9 protein-coding genes and 6 tRNA genes are annotated in these 14,938 nt (G+C 42.8%); 2 read left to right on the top strand and 13 right to left on the bottom strand.

Going from position 1 to position 14,938, the window contains the following annotated elements:
• Window positions 1-41: 41 nt before the first annotated feature.
• The 3 genes from AAHJ11_RS13940 to AAHJ11_RS13930 are packed head-to-tail and all read right to left on the bottom strand — an operon-like array spanning window position 42 to window position 5,564.
• Window positions 42-3,167: an efflux RND transporter permease subunit gene (locus AAHJ11_RS13940; protein ID WP_413579654.1), complete on the bottom strand. Its 3,126-nt coding sequence runs from the start codon at window positions 3,165-3,167 to the stop codon at window positions 42-44.
• Window positions 3,168-3,181: 14 nt separating this feature from the next.
• Entirely contained in the window at window positions 3,182-4,276 is a 1,095-nt protein-coding gene (locus AAHJ11_RS13935; RefSeq protein ID WP_413579652.1) for an efflux RND transporter periplasmic adaptor subunit, read from the bottom strand.
• Between the two features lie 22 nt (window positions 4,277-4,298).
• Window positions 4,299-5,564, bottom strand: a complete 1,266-nt coding sequence (locus tag AAHJ11_RS13930) for a TolC family protein (RefSeq protein ID WP_413579649.1) — start codon at window positions 5,562-5,564, stop codon at window positions 4,299-4,301.
• A gap of 234 nt (window positions 5,565-5,798) precedes the next feature.
• Here AAHJ11_RS13930 and AAHJ11_RS13925 point away from each other — a divergent pair, with 234 nt between their 5' ends.
• Window positions 5,799-6,161, top strand: coding sequence for a thioredoxin family protein (locus AAHJ11_RS13925; RefSeq protein ID WP_004295721.1), 363 nt, complete (start codon window positions 5,799-5,801; stop codon window positions 6,159-6,161).
• 240 nt (window positions 6,162-6,401) lie between these two features.
• Here the strand turns inward: AAHJ11_RS13925 and nagA (AAHJ11_RS13920) are convergent, their stop codons facing one another.
• The 9 genes from nagA (AAHJ11_RS13920) to nspC all read right to left on the bottom strand — a co-directional run bounded on the left by nagA (AAHJ11_RS13920) (window position 6,402) and on the right by nspC (window position 10,827).
• Window positions 6,402-7,577 carry an N-acetylglucosamine-6-phosphate deacetylase gene (gene nagA / locus AAHJ11_RS13920; RefSeq protein ID WP_234133607.1) on the bottom strand — a complete coding sequence of 392 codons (1,176 nt, stop codon included), beginning with the start codon at window positions 7,575-7,577 and terminating at the stop codon, window positions 6,402-6,404.
• 21 nt (window positions 7,578-7,598) lie between these two features.
• Window positions 7,599-8,765, bottom strand: coding sequence for an N-acetylglucosamine-6-phosphate deacetylase (gene nagA, locus AAHJ11_RS13915; protein ID WP_008648092.1), 1,167 nt, complete (start codon window positions 8,763-8,765; stop codon window positions 7,599-7,601).
• Between the two features lie 189 nt (window positions 8,766-8,954).
• Window positions 8,955-9,030 (bottom strand) — tRNA-Gly (locus tag AAHJ11_RS13910).
• A 37-nt stretch (window positions 9,031-9,067) separates the two neighbouring features.
• Window positions 9,068-9,149, bottom strand: a tRNA-Leu gene (locus AAHJ11_RS13905).
• A 32-nt stretch (window positions 9,150-9,181) separates the two neighbouring features.
• Window positions 9,182-9,254 (bottom strand) — tRNA-Gly (locus AAHJ11_RS13900).
• Window positions 9,255-9,273: 19 nt separating this feature from the next.
• Window positions 9,274-9,357: transfer RNA gene (locus AAHJ11_RS13895), tRNA-Leu, on the bottom strand.
• 23 nt (window positions 9,358-9,380) lie between these two features.
• Window positions 9,381-9,462, bottom strand: a tRNA-Leu gene (locus AAHJ11_RS13890).
• Window positions 9,463-9,496: 34 nt separating this feature from the next.
• Window positions 9,497-9,569, bottom strand: a tRNA-Gly gene (locus AAHJ11_RS13885).
• Between the two features lie 118 nt (window positions 9,570-9,687).
• The gene (nspC, locus tag AAHJ11_RS13880) at window positions 9,688-10,827 is read right to left on the bottom strand and encodes a carboxynorspermidine decarboxylase (RefSeq protein ID WP_148366950.1); all 1,140 of its coding nucleotides are present in this window, start codon (window positions 10,825-10,827) and stop codon (window positions 9,688-9,690) included.
• Between the two features lie 176 nt (window positions 10,828-11,003).
• Here nspC and AAHJ11_RS13875 point away from each other — a divergent pair, with 176 nt between their 5' ends.
• Window positions 11,004-11,561 (top strand): NAD(P)H-dependent oxidoreductase, encoded by a 558-nt coding sequence (locus tag AAHJ11_RS13875; protein WP_148366951.1) that lies wholly within the window; start codon window positions 11,004-11,006, stop codon window positions 11,559-11,561.
• A gap of 50 nt (window positions 11,562-11,611) precedes the next feature.
• On the opposite strand, the gene AAHJ11_RS13870 is transcribed toward AAHJ11_RS13875, so the two are convergent.
• A complete protein-coding gene (locus AAHJ11_RS13870) occupies window positions 11,612-14,857 on the bottom strand; it encodes an efflux RND transporter permease subunit (RefSeq protein WP_413579644.1) in 3,246 nt (1,081 codons plus the stop codon).
• Window positions 14,858-14,938: the final 81 nt, after the last annotated feature.

The following is a 14,938-nucleotide window of genomic DNA, read 5'->3' as shown; positions in this document are numbered from 1 at the left end:
AATTTAATCTATGAGAGTTTTTTTCACAGAATAGAAATGAACTAAATACGTCTTTGCAATAACTTTCCATTTTTATCATATAACATTCGTTCATATACCACTTCCACAATAAGAGGAAAGACAAACAGCGCAAAGAAAGTCGCTCCTATCAATCCACCGATAATGACAATCGCCAACGGACGCTGTGATTCCGAACCAATTCCATGACTCATGGCAGCGGGCATCAAACCGATAGCTGCCATTGCCGCTGTCATAATCACAGGGCGGATACGCGAGCGCACTCCTTCCTTAGTGGCTTTCTCCAAGGGCGAGCCCAGTTTCAGATTCGCCTTAATATCGGAAATCATAATCACCCCATTCTGAATACAAATGCCAAACAAAGCAATGAAACCGATACCGGCAGAAATGGAGAAGTTGAACTGCGTTATCAGAAGAGCCACAATACCCCCCACGGCGGCAAACGGTACATTCAACAATACCAGTCCCGCATCCCGCGCATTAGAGAATAGAATAAACAGGATGATAAAGATAATAGCAATACTGATAGGTACAACCTGTGCCAGACGTTTTGTGGCACGTTGCTGGTTCTCAAAATCCCCCGTCCATTTCAGCGAATAGCCTGCTGGCAGATGTATGGAAGCATTCACCTTTTTCTGCGCCTCGGCAACTGCCGTACCCATATCGCGGCCTCTCACCGAGAACTTCACCGCACAGAAACGAGCGTGATTATCACGGAATATCAATAACGGTCCCGTAATCGTCGTTATATCTGCCAATTCCTTGATAGGAACCATCGTTCCATCCATCGCCGGAACCAATATCTTACCTATCTCCTCTTCATTCTGACGGAATTGTTCGCTATATCTTACCATGATATTGAACTTCCGCTCATCCTCATACAACAGTGAAGCCGATTTTCCGCCAATAGCCATTTCTATAATCGATTGCACATCCTCCTTGGCAACCCCATAACGCGCCAACTGACGTTCATTCAACTCTATACGAAGCTCCGGCTGACCGATGTTCCGAATCACACCCAAGTCTTCAATTCCCTGAACCGTACTAAGAATTTTTTCAATCTGAACCGCATATTTCTCCGACTCATACAAATCTTTACCAAACACTTTCACCGCAATAGATCCTTTCACACCGGAAGCAGCTTCCTCCACATTATCGGTAATCGGTTGTGAGAAATTGAAGTCAATGCCGGGATAAATGGATAAATCCTCCTGCATCTTATCAATCAGTTCCAATTTTGTCAGCTTGCTCTCCCATTCCTTTTCGGGATAGATATCAACGTGAAACTCGATATTATAGAATCCGGTAGCATCTGTACCGTCATTCGGCCGTCCGGTTTGCGACAGCACTTGCCGCACTTCCGGAAACGTCAAAAGTTTCCTTCTCATTTTATTGGCGAGAACCACCGATTCATCCAGCGAAATACTTTGTGGCAAGGTAGCACGAATATAGATAGATCCCTCATTCAACTGCGGAAGGAACTCCGTACCCAAGAGAGAGAAAAGCCATAATCCGACACCAGCTATGACCGTTGCCAACCCGATAGTCAGCTTCCTGTGCGCATAGAATAAATCAAAAAGAGCCGAACACTTCGTATTGATAAAATGGACAAAACGGTTATTCTTCTCACGGACATTCTTCTTCAATAACATGGAAGACATCACGGGAACCAATGTCAATGTAAAGATCAGCGCTCCCAACAGTGCAAAGCCCAGTGTGTAGGCTAAAGGAGAGAACATTTTTCCTTCTACCTTCTGGAAAGAGAAAATAGGGATCAATGCAGTGATGATAATCAATTTGGAGAAGAAAACCGCTTTCGCCTTATCTTTTGCCGTGTTGCGGATCAATCCCATTTTAGACATAACATTAAAAGCCGGCATCCCCACTTCCCTCGCTTTCTTGTCCAAAGCCACAAACACTCCTTCCACCATTACCACAGCCCCATCAATAATAATACCGAAGTCTATGGCTCCCATAGAAAGCAGATTGGCGGACATTCCCATCACCCGTAAACAGATAAAAGCGAACAAAAGGGCTAATGGGATAACGACAGCAACAATCACGGTAGTCCGCCAATCTGCCATAAAGATCAATACAATAAACGTAACCAATAATATTCCTTCGATCAGGTTATGCGTCACAGTCTTTACCGCCAGATTCACCAAGTCCTCCCGGTCATAGAACGCCACTATCTTCACATCTTTCGGAAGCACATTCTGATTCAAGTCTTCTATTTTATCTTTCAGGTTTGCAATCACCTCACCCGGATTCTCTCCTTTCCGCATGACTACAATGCCCTGAACAACATCATCCTCATCCATTCGCCCTACCTGCCCCAGACGAGGCAGACAGGATTCGTGTACATCGGCAAGATTCTTCACCAGAATGGGAGTGCCATTGATGTTTTTCACTACGATATTTCTCAATTCGTCCAAATCATTAATCAGACCGATTCCACGAACGACATATGCCTGTGAGCTTTTAGTAATGACATCACCTCCTACGTTAATATTACTTTTGGCAATCGCATCATAAAGTTCCAAAGAGGTAATGCCATAATTAATCAACTGGTGAGGATTCACACTTACCTCAAACGTCTTCACCTCCCCGCCGAAGCTCACAATATCCGCCACACCGGACACCGAACGAAGATTACGTTCAATCACCCAATCCTGAATCGTTTTCAGTTCCCGCACACTGCGCTTGTCACTACGAAGCGTATAACGGAATATTTCTCCCGTCGGTCCGTACAGAGGTTGCACTTCCGGAGTCACCCCGTCCGGAAGGTCGGCATCATTCAATAAATTATATACCTGTTGACGTGCGGTGAAATCATCGACACGATCTTCAAACATTACATTGATGACAGAAAGCCCGAAAAGAGTGGTGGAACGAATATCCGTTTTCTTCTGAACGGGATTCATCGCAATCTCAACAGGAATGGTGATAAACTTCTCTACCTCTTCGGCACTACGTCCCGGCCATTGCGTGATAATCGTCACTTTCGTATTCGTCACATCCGGGAAAGCATCTATCGGAGTATGTTTAAAGGAAACAGCTCCGGCTATAACGGCAATCGCTGTACAGAAGAAAATAAAGAATTTGTTCTTCAGCGAGAAAGCCACTATATTATCTATGAATTTGTGCATACTATTTTCTGTTTTTAATCTGCATTCAACGCATTATATACCAACAATACATTATTATTCAGCACTCTGTCTCCCTCGGAAAGTCCGGAACGGATATAGCACTCCTTGCTCAACTGCTTGTACACATCCACCTCTTTCACCTGCAAACGCTCATCCGGCTCCACCACGACCACATAATTCTTTCCTCCTTCAAATACCAGTGCATGAGCATCGATACGGGGCATGGAAGTTCCATCCGCTTTACATTTCACACTTACATTCGTAAACATCCCCGGTTTCAACAAATACTCTTCATTCTTTAATTTGATACGGACATTCATCGTTTTACTTTCACTGTTCAGCAAATGATACACCTTATCAATCGTACCGGCAAACATCTTATCCGGATAAGCCAACGTAGAAATGCGTACGGAAGCACCTTCAGAAACCTTACTGATATCGCTTTCATACACATCCGCCATCACCCATACATCTGACAACCCCGAAATCGTGAACAGCTCTTCGCCCTGATCCGGACGCAACTGCATATCTCTGCTAATTCGTTTCTCTACAATAAACCCCGAAACGGGAGATTTCAACTGATAATAAGCATTTCCGGAGAAATTATAAATAGAGAAAACATCCTTTATTCTTCTTTCTTCGGCTTCGGCACTTGTCAACTCCTGCTTCGCCTGAAGTACATCTTTATCCGAGGTCATGCCGGAAGCATACATATCCTGCATGGCATCCATATTTCTGCGTGCCAGCAATAACTGTTGTTCCGCCTCCTTCAATTGCTTTTCATAATCTGCCACTTCTCCACTGCGGATGACTGCCAATACCTCTCCCTTACGAACAAAGTCTCCTATTTCAACCTTCAGTTCTGTTACCGTACCTCCAAACATCGGATATACATGTGCCACCTGATTCTCATTAAACGTCACCCGTCCGTTCAATGTCAGTTCATCAATCACCTCTTGAACGTGAACCGTATCGACAGATACAATTCTCAACAAGCTATCTGTCAGGCATAAGGCAGTCGGTTCAACATTCGTTTGTTCTCCTTTACCGGAGCATGCTCCCAATACGGTAGTAAGCAATATGCAAGGAAGGAATTTATTCCAGTTCATAGTCTTTGATAATTTATGAATATTAGTAGTTCAATATAGTTTGTCCGATAGTTGTATTCAGGTTTTCCATCGCCAGGAAAACGTCTTTCTTTATTTCATGTAGCTGAATACAAGTTTCTTTATAGCTGTCATAGTAATCGATAAACTCCAACAAGCTGATATTTCGTTTCTTAAAGTTCTCATTCACTCCTGCTATCAGTTTTTCGAAGTTACGTTCCAGCTCCATATGGGTAGATTGATAAAGCTGAACAGCTTTATCCAACGAAGCATAAGCGGTATAAAGCTCCATATCCGCACGGTTAGCCGCATTTTCCTGTTCCGCTCCTGCCTGCCGGATACTAAAACGGGCAGCTTTAATATTTCCCTGGTTGCGGTTGAAAATAGGCACTGACAGGCTCACTCCTATTGCAAAATAGTCATTGATAAAGTTTCCGACACGGTCATAACTACCTTTCACCGAGAATTCCGGAAATGCCATCGATTTCTGCAATTTCAAGTTCGCACGGGAAGCACTTACCATGCTCCGGGCAATCTTGAGATCCGGACGCTCATTCACCATCGCTTTCAAGTCGGCAAACGATAATTGAGACAGATCCAATTGTTTTAACACTTCTTCATCCAGCGATAGCTTAATCACAGTATCTCCCGGAAGATTTAACAAGACATTGAGTTCCCCTCTAAGGGTCAGCAACTCGTTTTCCCGTTCGTTCTTCTCTTTTTTCAAAGAGAACAGCATAGATTCCAGACGGGACATTTCCATCAACGAAATATTTCCTTTCTCCTGTTGCTGTTTCATTCCGGCAAGTAACTCTTGCAGAGAGTTCACTTCTTTCTCGTAAATAGATATGGATTTCGAAAGAAAATAGACTTGTACGAACTTCTCATTCAATTCCTGTCGAAGTGTCCTCATCACCTCTTCAAACTGATATTCCGCTATTTCCTTATTGATTTTCTCGAGCTTCACCTGTTTATTTCGCTGTCCGGCAAGATGAATCACCTGTTCAATCTCCACAACCGCTTCGCCCTCCTTACCAAAATCAAAATACTTCCCGTTCAGTCGGTTATAGACATTCTGTTCCAACGAGATTACCGGATTCTCAAATAATTTGGCTTGCAGCACTTGTGCCTGTGCCACATCAATGTTGTACCGTTCGGCTATCAGCGATAAGTTACGTTCCAGAAAACGCTGTTCCGCCTCTTTCAGGGTTAATGTTCCTGTGGTAACTTGTTGCGCACAGACTTCTCCTGTCAACAGAAGAAAAAAAGAAATTAGCAATACTCTATTCATTACTCTATTTATCTTTATTACCTTATTGTAATTGTCGTGGCAAAATTACAATTCTGTAACCGGAGAGATGGGAAAAAGCGATTATAAGCCTCTCATATCAGATTAGAATTCGATTAGAAAATAGCTATAAAGGAAGAATTGTAAACACAACAGGAAAAATGGCTATCCTTCTTTCATCCCAACTCCCCTATCTTTGCAGAAGAGAAAATAAAATGAACCATTAAAAATTAAGATATGAAAATAATAGATTTAACCAAAGATAGTTTTGTAGAAAAAGTAGCTGATTATCAATCTTATCCTGACAACTGGAACTTCAAAGGGAATAAACCTTGCCTGGTCGATTTTCATGCTCCGTGGTGCGTTTATTGCAAAGCGTTATCGCCTATATTAGACCAACTGGCTAAAGAATACGAAGGGAAATTAGATATTTATAAAGTAGACGTCGATCAGGAACCGGAACTGGAAAGTGCATTTAAAATCCGCACCATTCCCAATCTGTTACTTTGCCCGCTGAACGGCAAACCGACAATGAAATTAGGTACAATGAATAAAAACCAATTGAAAGAACTGATAGAAACCAGTTTACTTTCAGAATAAAAATACATTAAAAGTCCGGGAAACTTCTGATGATGATAAACTGCCGGACTTTTGATATCATACAGAACATTGGCTTTTATATAGGGAGTGTGTCAAAACGCAGATTAACGCAAATTATCGCAGATTATTTCATTTATATTGATATATTAATCAACGACTTATAAAATTATTTCTGCGATAATTCGCGTTAATCTGCGTTTTATTATTCATTATGCCCCTCCTCTTTGGGGATTATTTCAACTATTCTTTATGCAACAGAATATCAGTTCCCGGAACAATCTTCCCCATCGACCATACACATCGCACATTCAGCTCCTTATCAAGAATCACAATATCGGCATCCTTTCCCTTTGCCAACGCCCCTTTCCGGTCACTCACTCCAATTAAACGGGCAGGAGTTTCAGAAGCCATGCGCACGGCATCTTCCAAAGGTATATTCGCTTTCTTCACCATGGTGCGAACCAATACATCCATCGTAGCCAAGCTACCGGCCAGTGCAGAATGATCTGCCATCTTACATACGCCGTCCTCTATGATATAGCGAGGATCAATCGGTTCGTTCCCTTCATAAGCAGCATAAGCCAAAGCATCGGTAACGAGGCACGTATTCTCTACACCTTTCAACTTATAAACTAATTTTAGAATCGTGGCAGGCAAGTGAATACCATCTGCAATCACTTCCACTGTCATCCCATCCGTCAAATATACACTCTCCACCGTACCTTCATATTTATATTCACGACGTTTGTGGAAACCCGGCATCGCATTGTAAAAATGGGCAGCATGAGAGAAACCCACTGCATACGCAGCCTTGATATCATCATATTCGGCTTCCGTATGTGTTACGGCAGTCATAATTCCTTTCGAACGGGTGTACTTTGCAAAATCATGCGCGCCGGGCAGTTCAGGACTGATATCCCAACGTCTGATACAAGAGGTATGCTCCAATAAAGGAATATATTCATTTTCATCCGGAGTTTTCAGGAAACCGTCATATTGTGTTCCCGCCATCTTCGGATTCAGGTAAGGACCTTCGATATGCAGGCCGAGAACAGGAGAATCCTTCTCTTTCATCAGGTTTTCACAGACATCGACAGCCTGATAGATTCTTTCGAACGAGGTAGATGATAATGTAGGAAATATCCCGGTAGCACCATGTTTCAGATGTGCAGTAGTTGCCGTGCGGAATGCTTCTTCCGTTGCTTCCGTATAATCATGTCCGCCACCTCCATGTGCATGCATACTTACAAATCCGGGCACAATCGTCATCCCTCTGGCATCAATAACCGTTGCACCGATAACCGCCAAATCACTGTTGGTCACCTCTAATATTTTTCCATCACAAATCAATACGGAACCATCTTTCAACCAGCCTTGCGGGGTCAATATTCTTCCGTTTATTATTTGAGTCAACATAGTTTTCGTTATTTATCAGATTTAAAACAGTTTATTGGTGCCTTCCACCAGTTCTCCCATTGCCCATACAGCTCTCACATTCAAGTCTCTGTCTAAAGCAATCATATCGGCATCCTTGCCACGCTCCAGCGTTCCTTTGCGGTCGAGTACTCCCATGATCCGGGCAGGGGTTTCGGAAGCCATGCGCACGGCATCCTCCAAAGGTATTTCCGCCTTCTGCACCATGGTACGAATCAGGCGGTCCATCGTTGCAATACTTCCCGCCAGTGCTGAATGGTCTGCCAGCTTACATACACCGTCCTCGATAATCACACGCGGATCAAAAGCCACCTGACTATCGCTGGCCGCACAAGCCAATGCATCCGTTATCAGGCAAGTGCGTTCCACTCCTTTTATCTTGTAAACAAGGCGCAAGATTGTTGGAGGCACATGAATTCCGTCTGCCACCACTTCCACTGTCATATCATCAATCAGATAAATACTTTCTACCGTACCTTCATACTTGTACTCTTTCCGTTTATGGAATCCCGGCATCGCATTATAAAAATGAGTGGCATGTGTATATCCCGCCTCGTAGGCTGTCTGTATATCCTCAAACTCGGCCTGGGTATGTCCTACCGAAGCCAACACCCCTTTCGCCGTTATATATTTACCAAATTGCATGGCTCCGGGAAGTTCCGGTGCGGCATCCCAACGCTTGATACAATGAGTTTCTTCCAACAACGGAATATATTCTTCGGGATCGGGATCTTTGATATTTTCCGGAATTTGTCCGCCTGCCATCGCCATATTGAAATAATGTCCTTCCAGATGAAGTCCGAGCACAGGGCTATTAGGCTCCGCCATCATTTTTTCAGTAGTTTCCGCAGCTGCACGGATCATGGGAATGGTAGAAGAAGAAAGAGTAGGAAAAATACTGGTAGTGCCATGCTGCATATGAGCTTTGATTGCTGTCCGGAAAGCCTCTTCCGTGCCTTCCATAAAGTCTCTTCCACCACCACCGTGAACATGGATTTCTACACCGCCCGGAACAATATACATTCCTTTGGCATCAATCAGTTTGGCTCCGATAATTGCAAGGTCACAATTGGTTACTTCCAGAATTTTATTGTCACGAATAAGAACTGACCCATCCTTCAACCAGCCTTGCGGAGTGAGGATGCGTGCATTAATGATCTGTGTTAACATATCACAAATAGTTAAATTAATTAAAGGTCTGTGTGAATCAATGACGCTCTTTTTGGGGGGAGTACATTGATTTTTTCGTTTGCAAAATTACGTTTTTCCGTTCAATCTATCGCTAAAATCGTCCGGTAAACTTCCAATATTATACAAAAAAAGGTTGCCAATCTTATCGACTGACAACCTCATTCTATATGGAGCGGAAAACGAGACTCGAACTCGCGACCCTAACCTTGGCAAGGTTATGCTCTACCAACTGAGCTATTTCCGCAAACTAAATTTCGTCATTCAGAAATCTGAAAGATGGGTGCCCAGAACAGGACTCGAACCTGCATGCCTCTCGACACACGCACCTGAAACGTGCGCGTCTACCAATTCCGCCACCTGGGCAAAACTTAGTTCCATTATTTCAAAGAAACAAGAGCGGAAAACGAGACTCGAACTCGCGACCCTAACCTTGGCAAGGTTATGCTCTACCAACTGAGCTATTTCCGCATTTCACTTTTATAAACTGTGAAGAGAAGGAGACTCGAACTCCCACGACATAACTGTCACTACCCCCTCAAAGTAGCGCGTCTACCAATTCCGCCACCTCTCCATAATTTTAAAGTTTAACCTTTGTGCCCAGAACAGGACTCGAACCTGCATGCCTCTCGACACACGCACCTGAAACGTGCGCGTCTACCAATTCCGCCACCTGGGCAAAGATTATTGTTCCAACATTTCAAAGAAACATGAGCGGAAAACGAGACTCGAACTCGCGACCCTAACCTTGGCAAGGTTATGCTCTACCAACTGAGCTATTTCCGCATTTTTCCGTTTGCGGTTGCAAAGGTAGGGATTTTCCGTAAACCTGCAAACATTCTGCCTACTTTTTTCACAGAAATCTGTTCACTTTGCATCGACCGCAAAACAATCATTTTGATTATCAACTCATTCGGTCACGATAATCTTCATAAGAAAATTGCTTGTATATTTCAGCTTTCCCCTCTTTTGTCCAGATGGCAATGGCAGGATGATGAATTCCGTTAAACATATTTGTCTTGACCATCGTATAATGAATCATATCTTCGAACACAATACGCTCTCCGATTTGTAACTCATGATCGAAGCTCCACAGCCCCATATAATCACCGCTCAAACAGGAATTTCCTCCGAGACGATAAATATATTTTCCTTCATTTCCCATTTCCGCACCACGCACGGCAGGTTGATATGGCATTTCCAGACAGTCAGGCATGTGGCAAGTGAAACTGACATTCAAAATTGCCGTCTTGATGCCACGACTTTCCACCAGATCCACTACTTCGGAAGTCAGCACTCCCGTCTGCCAGGTAAAGGCCGAACCGGGCTCCAGAATAATGCGCAAATGAGGATAACGTGCTTTTAACCCTTGCAACAGTCTTATCAAATGATCAGTATCATAGTCTTTGCGGGTCATCAGGTGTCCACCACCCAGATTCAACCATTTGATCTGTGAAAACCAGCGGGCAAATTTAGCTTCGAGATGTTCTAATGTACGTTCCAACTCATAAGAAGAAGATTCACAGTGACAATGGCAATGAAAGCCTTCAATCCCTTGCGGTAATGCTTCGGGGAGCAGATCGGCCGTTATCCCAAAACGTGTGCCGGGTGCACATGGATTATAAAGTTCGGTTTCCACTTCCGAATATTCAGGATTTACGCGGATACCACAAGAAATACCGCTTCCTTCTGCAACCACCATCGGATAGAAACGTTCAAACTGCTGCATTGAGTTGAATGTGATATGACTGCTGCAACGCATGATTTCCGGGAAATCCTGTTCCGTATAAGCAGGAGAATATGTATGCGCCTTACTGCCGAACTCTTCCAATGCCAAACGGGCTTCATACACCGAACTTGCCGTAGAATGATCTATATATTCACGGAATATAGGGAAGGAACGCCACATGGCAAATGACTTGAAAGCAAGGATGATCTCCACTCCCGCCCTGTCGGCTACGCTTTTTATCAAACACAGGTTCTTTCTTAAAAGTTCTTCTTCCATGATGTAACAAGGAGAAGGGAACTGATTAAAATCTATCATATATAAAAATATTATCTAAAATAACGCCTTATGAACGTGAATGCAAAAATACAAATTCAAAAGCAAAGAGGGATTGTTTTATTTTTAATTAAGATATTGGTTTTCGCGAACTTTTTCTTATTTTTACACCTTTATAATCTATAAGTAGTTATATCATCCTAAATACCTGATTGAATATGAATAAAGATTTAAGAAAAGTAGTGATTCTGCTGGCACATCCAAACATAAAGGGATCCCAAGCAAACAAAGCATTAATTGATGCTGTCAGTGACATGGAAGGGGTGGCAGTTTTCAATCTTTACGAGCTGTCGCAGGAAATCGCTTTCAATGTAGATGAATGGAGTAAAATCATTTCCGATGCCTCGGCTGTCATCTATCAATTTCCTTTCTATTGGATGTCTGCACCGTCATTGCTAAAGAAATGGCAGGATGAAGTCTTTACTTTCCTATCCAAGACTCCGGCAGTCGCCGGCAAGACATTGACAGTAGTAACAACTACGGGGTCCGAATACGAAGCCTATCGTAGTGGCGGCAGAAACCGTTTCACTACGGACGAATTATTACGTCCTTATCAGGTTAGTGCCATTCATTCGGGAATGTCATGGCAAACTCCTATTGTTGTTTACGGAATGGGAACGGCAGACGCAGGGAAAAATATTGCTGAAGGAGCAAACCTGTATAAACAACGTGTGGAGATGCTTATCGGTAGCAGTAATGCCGGGAATAATTGGTAAGACTATACAAAGCGTAGCTTTATCCTATCTAAAGCTACGCTTTACAAGTGCTAAAGCTTAGCTTTAGGTATCATCAACCACTTCTTTTTCAACGTCAGCACCGGCAGGAAAATAAATACTCCGATTACAGACATTATCAATCCTCCGATAGTGCCTGCTGCCAATGGAAACCAAAAGCCTTCTTTCTCCAAACCTACCATAAAAGGAATGAATCCTAAAATGGTAGAAGTCACCGTCAGGAAGATAGGAATCACTTTCGTATTCCAGGCTTTCACGTAAGCCCGAAGCGGTGAAAGACGCGGAAAACGTTTACGAACGGAATTATATTCATTCAAGATATAAATGCTCGCATTTACCGTAATTCCACAAAGCAAAACAAAGGAAGCAAATCCTCCCTGATCGAAATTCAATTTGAACCAATAGAATGTCAGAAACACGCCGATATAAGATACAGGAATCACAAAGATTATTGCCAATGGCTGTTTCAATGAATTGAACAAAATACTCGTAATAAAGAAAATAATAGCAATCACAATCAAAAGCAGGCGATATTGTTTATTATCCTTTCCGCCCCATGACCAGTTATTATCTTCCGATTTAGCAGTATATCCCATCGGAAGGATCTCATTAAACTCTTCCAAATCCTTTTTCAGTAGTTTATTTCCCTGTTCCGAAGAGCCGATATACTCATATTGCAGGCATAACCGATACTGCTGATTCTCCTTGGCCACTTCCTGCGGCATCTGCCCTTTTTCCACAGTTGCCAATTCCGACAACTTATATTCTCTCCCTCCTATTTGAAAAGGATAAAACTGCATCGCCCACACATCCCTATCCACCGACTGACGCGAAGAAAGCTTTATCTTTTCAGTACCCTCTTCCGCCATCACTGAACCAATTTCCATATTCCGTCCATATATCGGATGGATAGCGGCAAACAACTTTCCGGCTCCAATCTCCTCCTCTGCCATTCGCTGTTTATCCAGATTAAAATAGAATTCCATATAATCATCTTTCCACCAAGAGAAATCAGAACCGATTGTCACTTCTCTAATCCGACGGTGAGACAACAACTTTGCTTTTAACTCTTCAGCCCAACCATACAGTTCATCATAATTATATCCATACATCTTCACCCGGAAAGACCCCGCATTCTCACGTACATCATTACTGAATCCCTGGTCCTGCAAGCCATATATGCTCCAATTTCCACCTCCCAGTTGAAGAGCTTTACTAATCATATTAGCTTTCAATGTATAAGGAAAACCGCTTTTCTGGTGTTCTTTCGTAAAATAGATATGAATAGATGCCCTGCGGGCACTTTCCACAGATGTCTGGAACTGCTTGATCTCTTTAAATTCACTCAAATAAGTCTCCATTCGTTTAATCAGTGTATTCATCTGCTCAAGTGTACTTCCATTCGGCAAATTGGCATTAGCGTGAAGCACTACCTCTTCATTATTTGAAAAGTAACTTCCTTCATACACCTTTTGCACAAATAACCTCAAAGTGCCGCCCAATGCCTTATCCACTATTGGTTTCACCTTTTCCTTATAAGTGGAAGTACCCAATGTCTTATTATAAGCTGTCGCCCATTTATCATCACCTTTCATCTTTTCCGGTAATAGAAATACCGGTAATCCGAATGCCAATAATAACAAAATACACACTGCCACCCTCCAACGGCAAAGAACTTGTATCAACCACCTGTAAAAACGGCTAAAATAAACCGGAATCCGGCGTATTCTTGAACGCATCCACACAAAGAAATGTATATTCCCAATCCTCCATCTAACTATTGAAAAAGAAGACTTCTTTCTTCGTTTCAATCCTATTTTATCAATCAGAGAAGGAACAAAGAATAAGGCAACCAGCAGTGATACCCCCAGATTTATAATGACTACTGCTGCAAAATCCTGTAAATTAAGCCGTATCTTCTCATCCAAAAAGAAAATGATAACCAAGGCTCCCATTGTTGTCAACGTAGCTGCAAGAATAGACATAAATGCCTTCCGGTCTCTGCGTCGCAGATAATGATCACTCATTACAATTGTATTATCTATCACCAGGTTTAATGAGACCGTAATACCAGCTAACGAATACAGTTGCATTTCCAATCCGAATATATAATAAAGGATTACAGCTATCGTCATATTGACAATCAAGCTAATCACAATCAAAAAAAGATATTTAGGACTGAAGGTTATCAACAATACAAACAGAAGCAAAATGGCTACAGTCATTCCTGTACGCAAATAGATTTTGCCCAGTTCTTCCTGAATAAATTCCGTTGCATCATAACTGGCATGAATTTCATATCCTGCCGGAAGTAACAACCGGATATCGTCCATAGATGCCTTCACCTTTTCACTCAATGCCAGTTGATTTGCCGTTTCCTCTGCAACAATCGACAGATAGATCGAATTCAGCCCATTAATCCGGTAATAGCTCTGAGGTTGTTCCTCCATGCGGGAAACCTTTACCAACTCATTCAGACCTATGATCTTACCATCCTTCATTCTCACCTTTATCTGCTCCGCATCAAACTCCCGAATCTCATTCTCGGGAACCAATGCCAGACGTATCCATTGTCTGCCCGCAGTTCCCTGTTCCATATCATAAGTACCCAGAAATTCTTTCTGATAATGCAACCGGACGGCCTGACGAATATCATCCGTACTTACCCCAAGTATACGCAATTGTTCTGAATCATACTCCAATCTCCACTCCATCGGAGTAGCTCCACCTAGATTAATCCTATAAATTCCCTGAATCTGTGCAAGACGTGTTTTTATATGTTCCTCCGCATATTGCTGAATTAAGATAGGAGTAGCGGGCGCATTGATCGTAAATGCCATAAAAGGTCCCTGACTACTCTGCCCCGGACTATGCATCTGAATATACGGATAACTCACCCCGTCCGGCAGTTCCGGCCATGTCTGGCGAATAATAGTAGAAGCCTCAAAACGGGCAACCGCCGCATCCACATGTTTATCCAGATTCACACTGACGCTTCCCCATCCATTTCCTGACGTAGAAGAAATTCCCCGAATCCCTTTCACACGGGCGAGCATTGCCTCCAATTTACTGGTAGCCGTCATTTCCACCACACGTGCCGAAGTGCCCGGCATACTGAAACGTACCGTGAAACCGGGTAATGTGCGTGACGGATTCAGTTTGACAGGCAGCAACGGAATAATCGCCACCCCAACCAATGCCACACAGACAAAAGCCACAATCAGTGTGAAAGCGGAAGCTTTTGAAGACTTTTTTATTTCAGAATCTATATTTTGCATTATTATTTATATGAATGGGAATTTTGAGGAACGGATTACACGGATTACACGGATTACGCTGTTGCTTTGTACAATCATATA

The organism is Bacteroides sp. 90-K9/2 (assembly GCF_047310725.1).
In the GTDB taxonomy this organism is placed as follows: Bacteria; Bacteroidota; Bacteroidia; order Bacteroidales; family Bacteroidaceae; genus Bacteroides; species Bacteroides vicugnae.
This window is presented reverse-complemented; position numbering and strand designations above follow the sequence as displayed.

Excerpts from the sequence above, each read along its gene's own strand:
- nagA (WP_234133607.1), bottom strand. The coding sequence starts at position 7,577 with ATGTTGACTCAAATAATAAACGGAAGAATATTGACCCCGCAAGGCTGG.
- nagA (WP_008648092.1), bottom strand. The coding sequence starts at position 8,765 with ATGTTAACACAGATCATTAATGCACGCATCCTCACTCCGCAAGGCTGG.
- nspC (WP_148366950.1), bottom strand. The coding sequence starts at position 10,827 with ATGATAGATTTTAATCAGTTCCCTTCTCCTTGTTACATCATGGAAGAA.
- AAHJ11_RS13875 (WP_148366951.1), top strand. The coding sequence starts at position 11,004 with ATGAATAAAGATTTAAGAAAAGTAGTGATTCTGCTGGCACATCCAAAC.
- AAHJ11_RS13870 (WP_413579644.1), bottom strand. The coding sequence starts at position 14,857 with ATGCAAAATATAGATTCTGAAATAAAAAAGTCTTCAAAAGCTTCCGCT.
- AAHJ11_RS13935 (WP_413579652.1), bottom strand. The coding sequence starts at position 4,276 with ATGAACTGGAATAAATTCCTTCCTTGCATATTGCTTACTACCGTATTG.
- AAHJ11_RS13925 (WP_004295721.1), top strand. The coding sequence starts at position 5,799 with ATGAAAATAATAGATTTAACCAAAGATAGTTTTGTAGAAAAAGTAGCT.
- AAHJ11_RS13930 (WP_413579649.1), bottom strand. The coding sequence starts at position 5,564 with ATGAATAGAGTATTGCTAATTTCTTTTTTTCTTCTGTTGACAGGAGAA.
- AAHJ11_RS13940 (WP_413579654.1), bottom strand. The coding sequence starts at position 3,167 with ATGCACAAATTCATAGATAATATAGTGGCTTTCTCGCTGAAGAACAAA.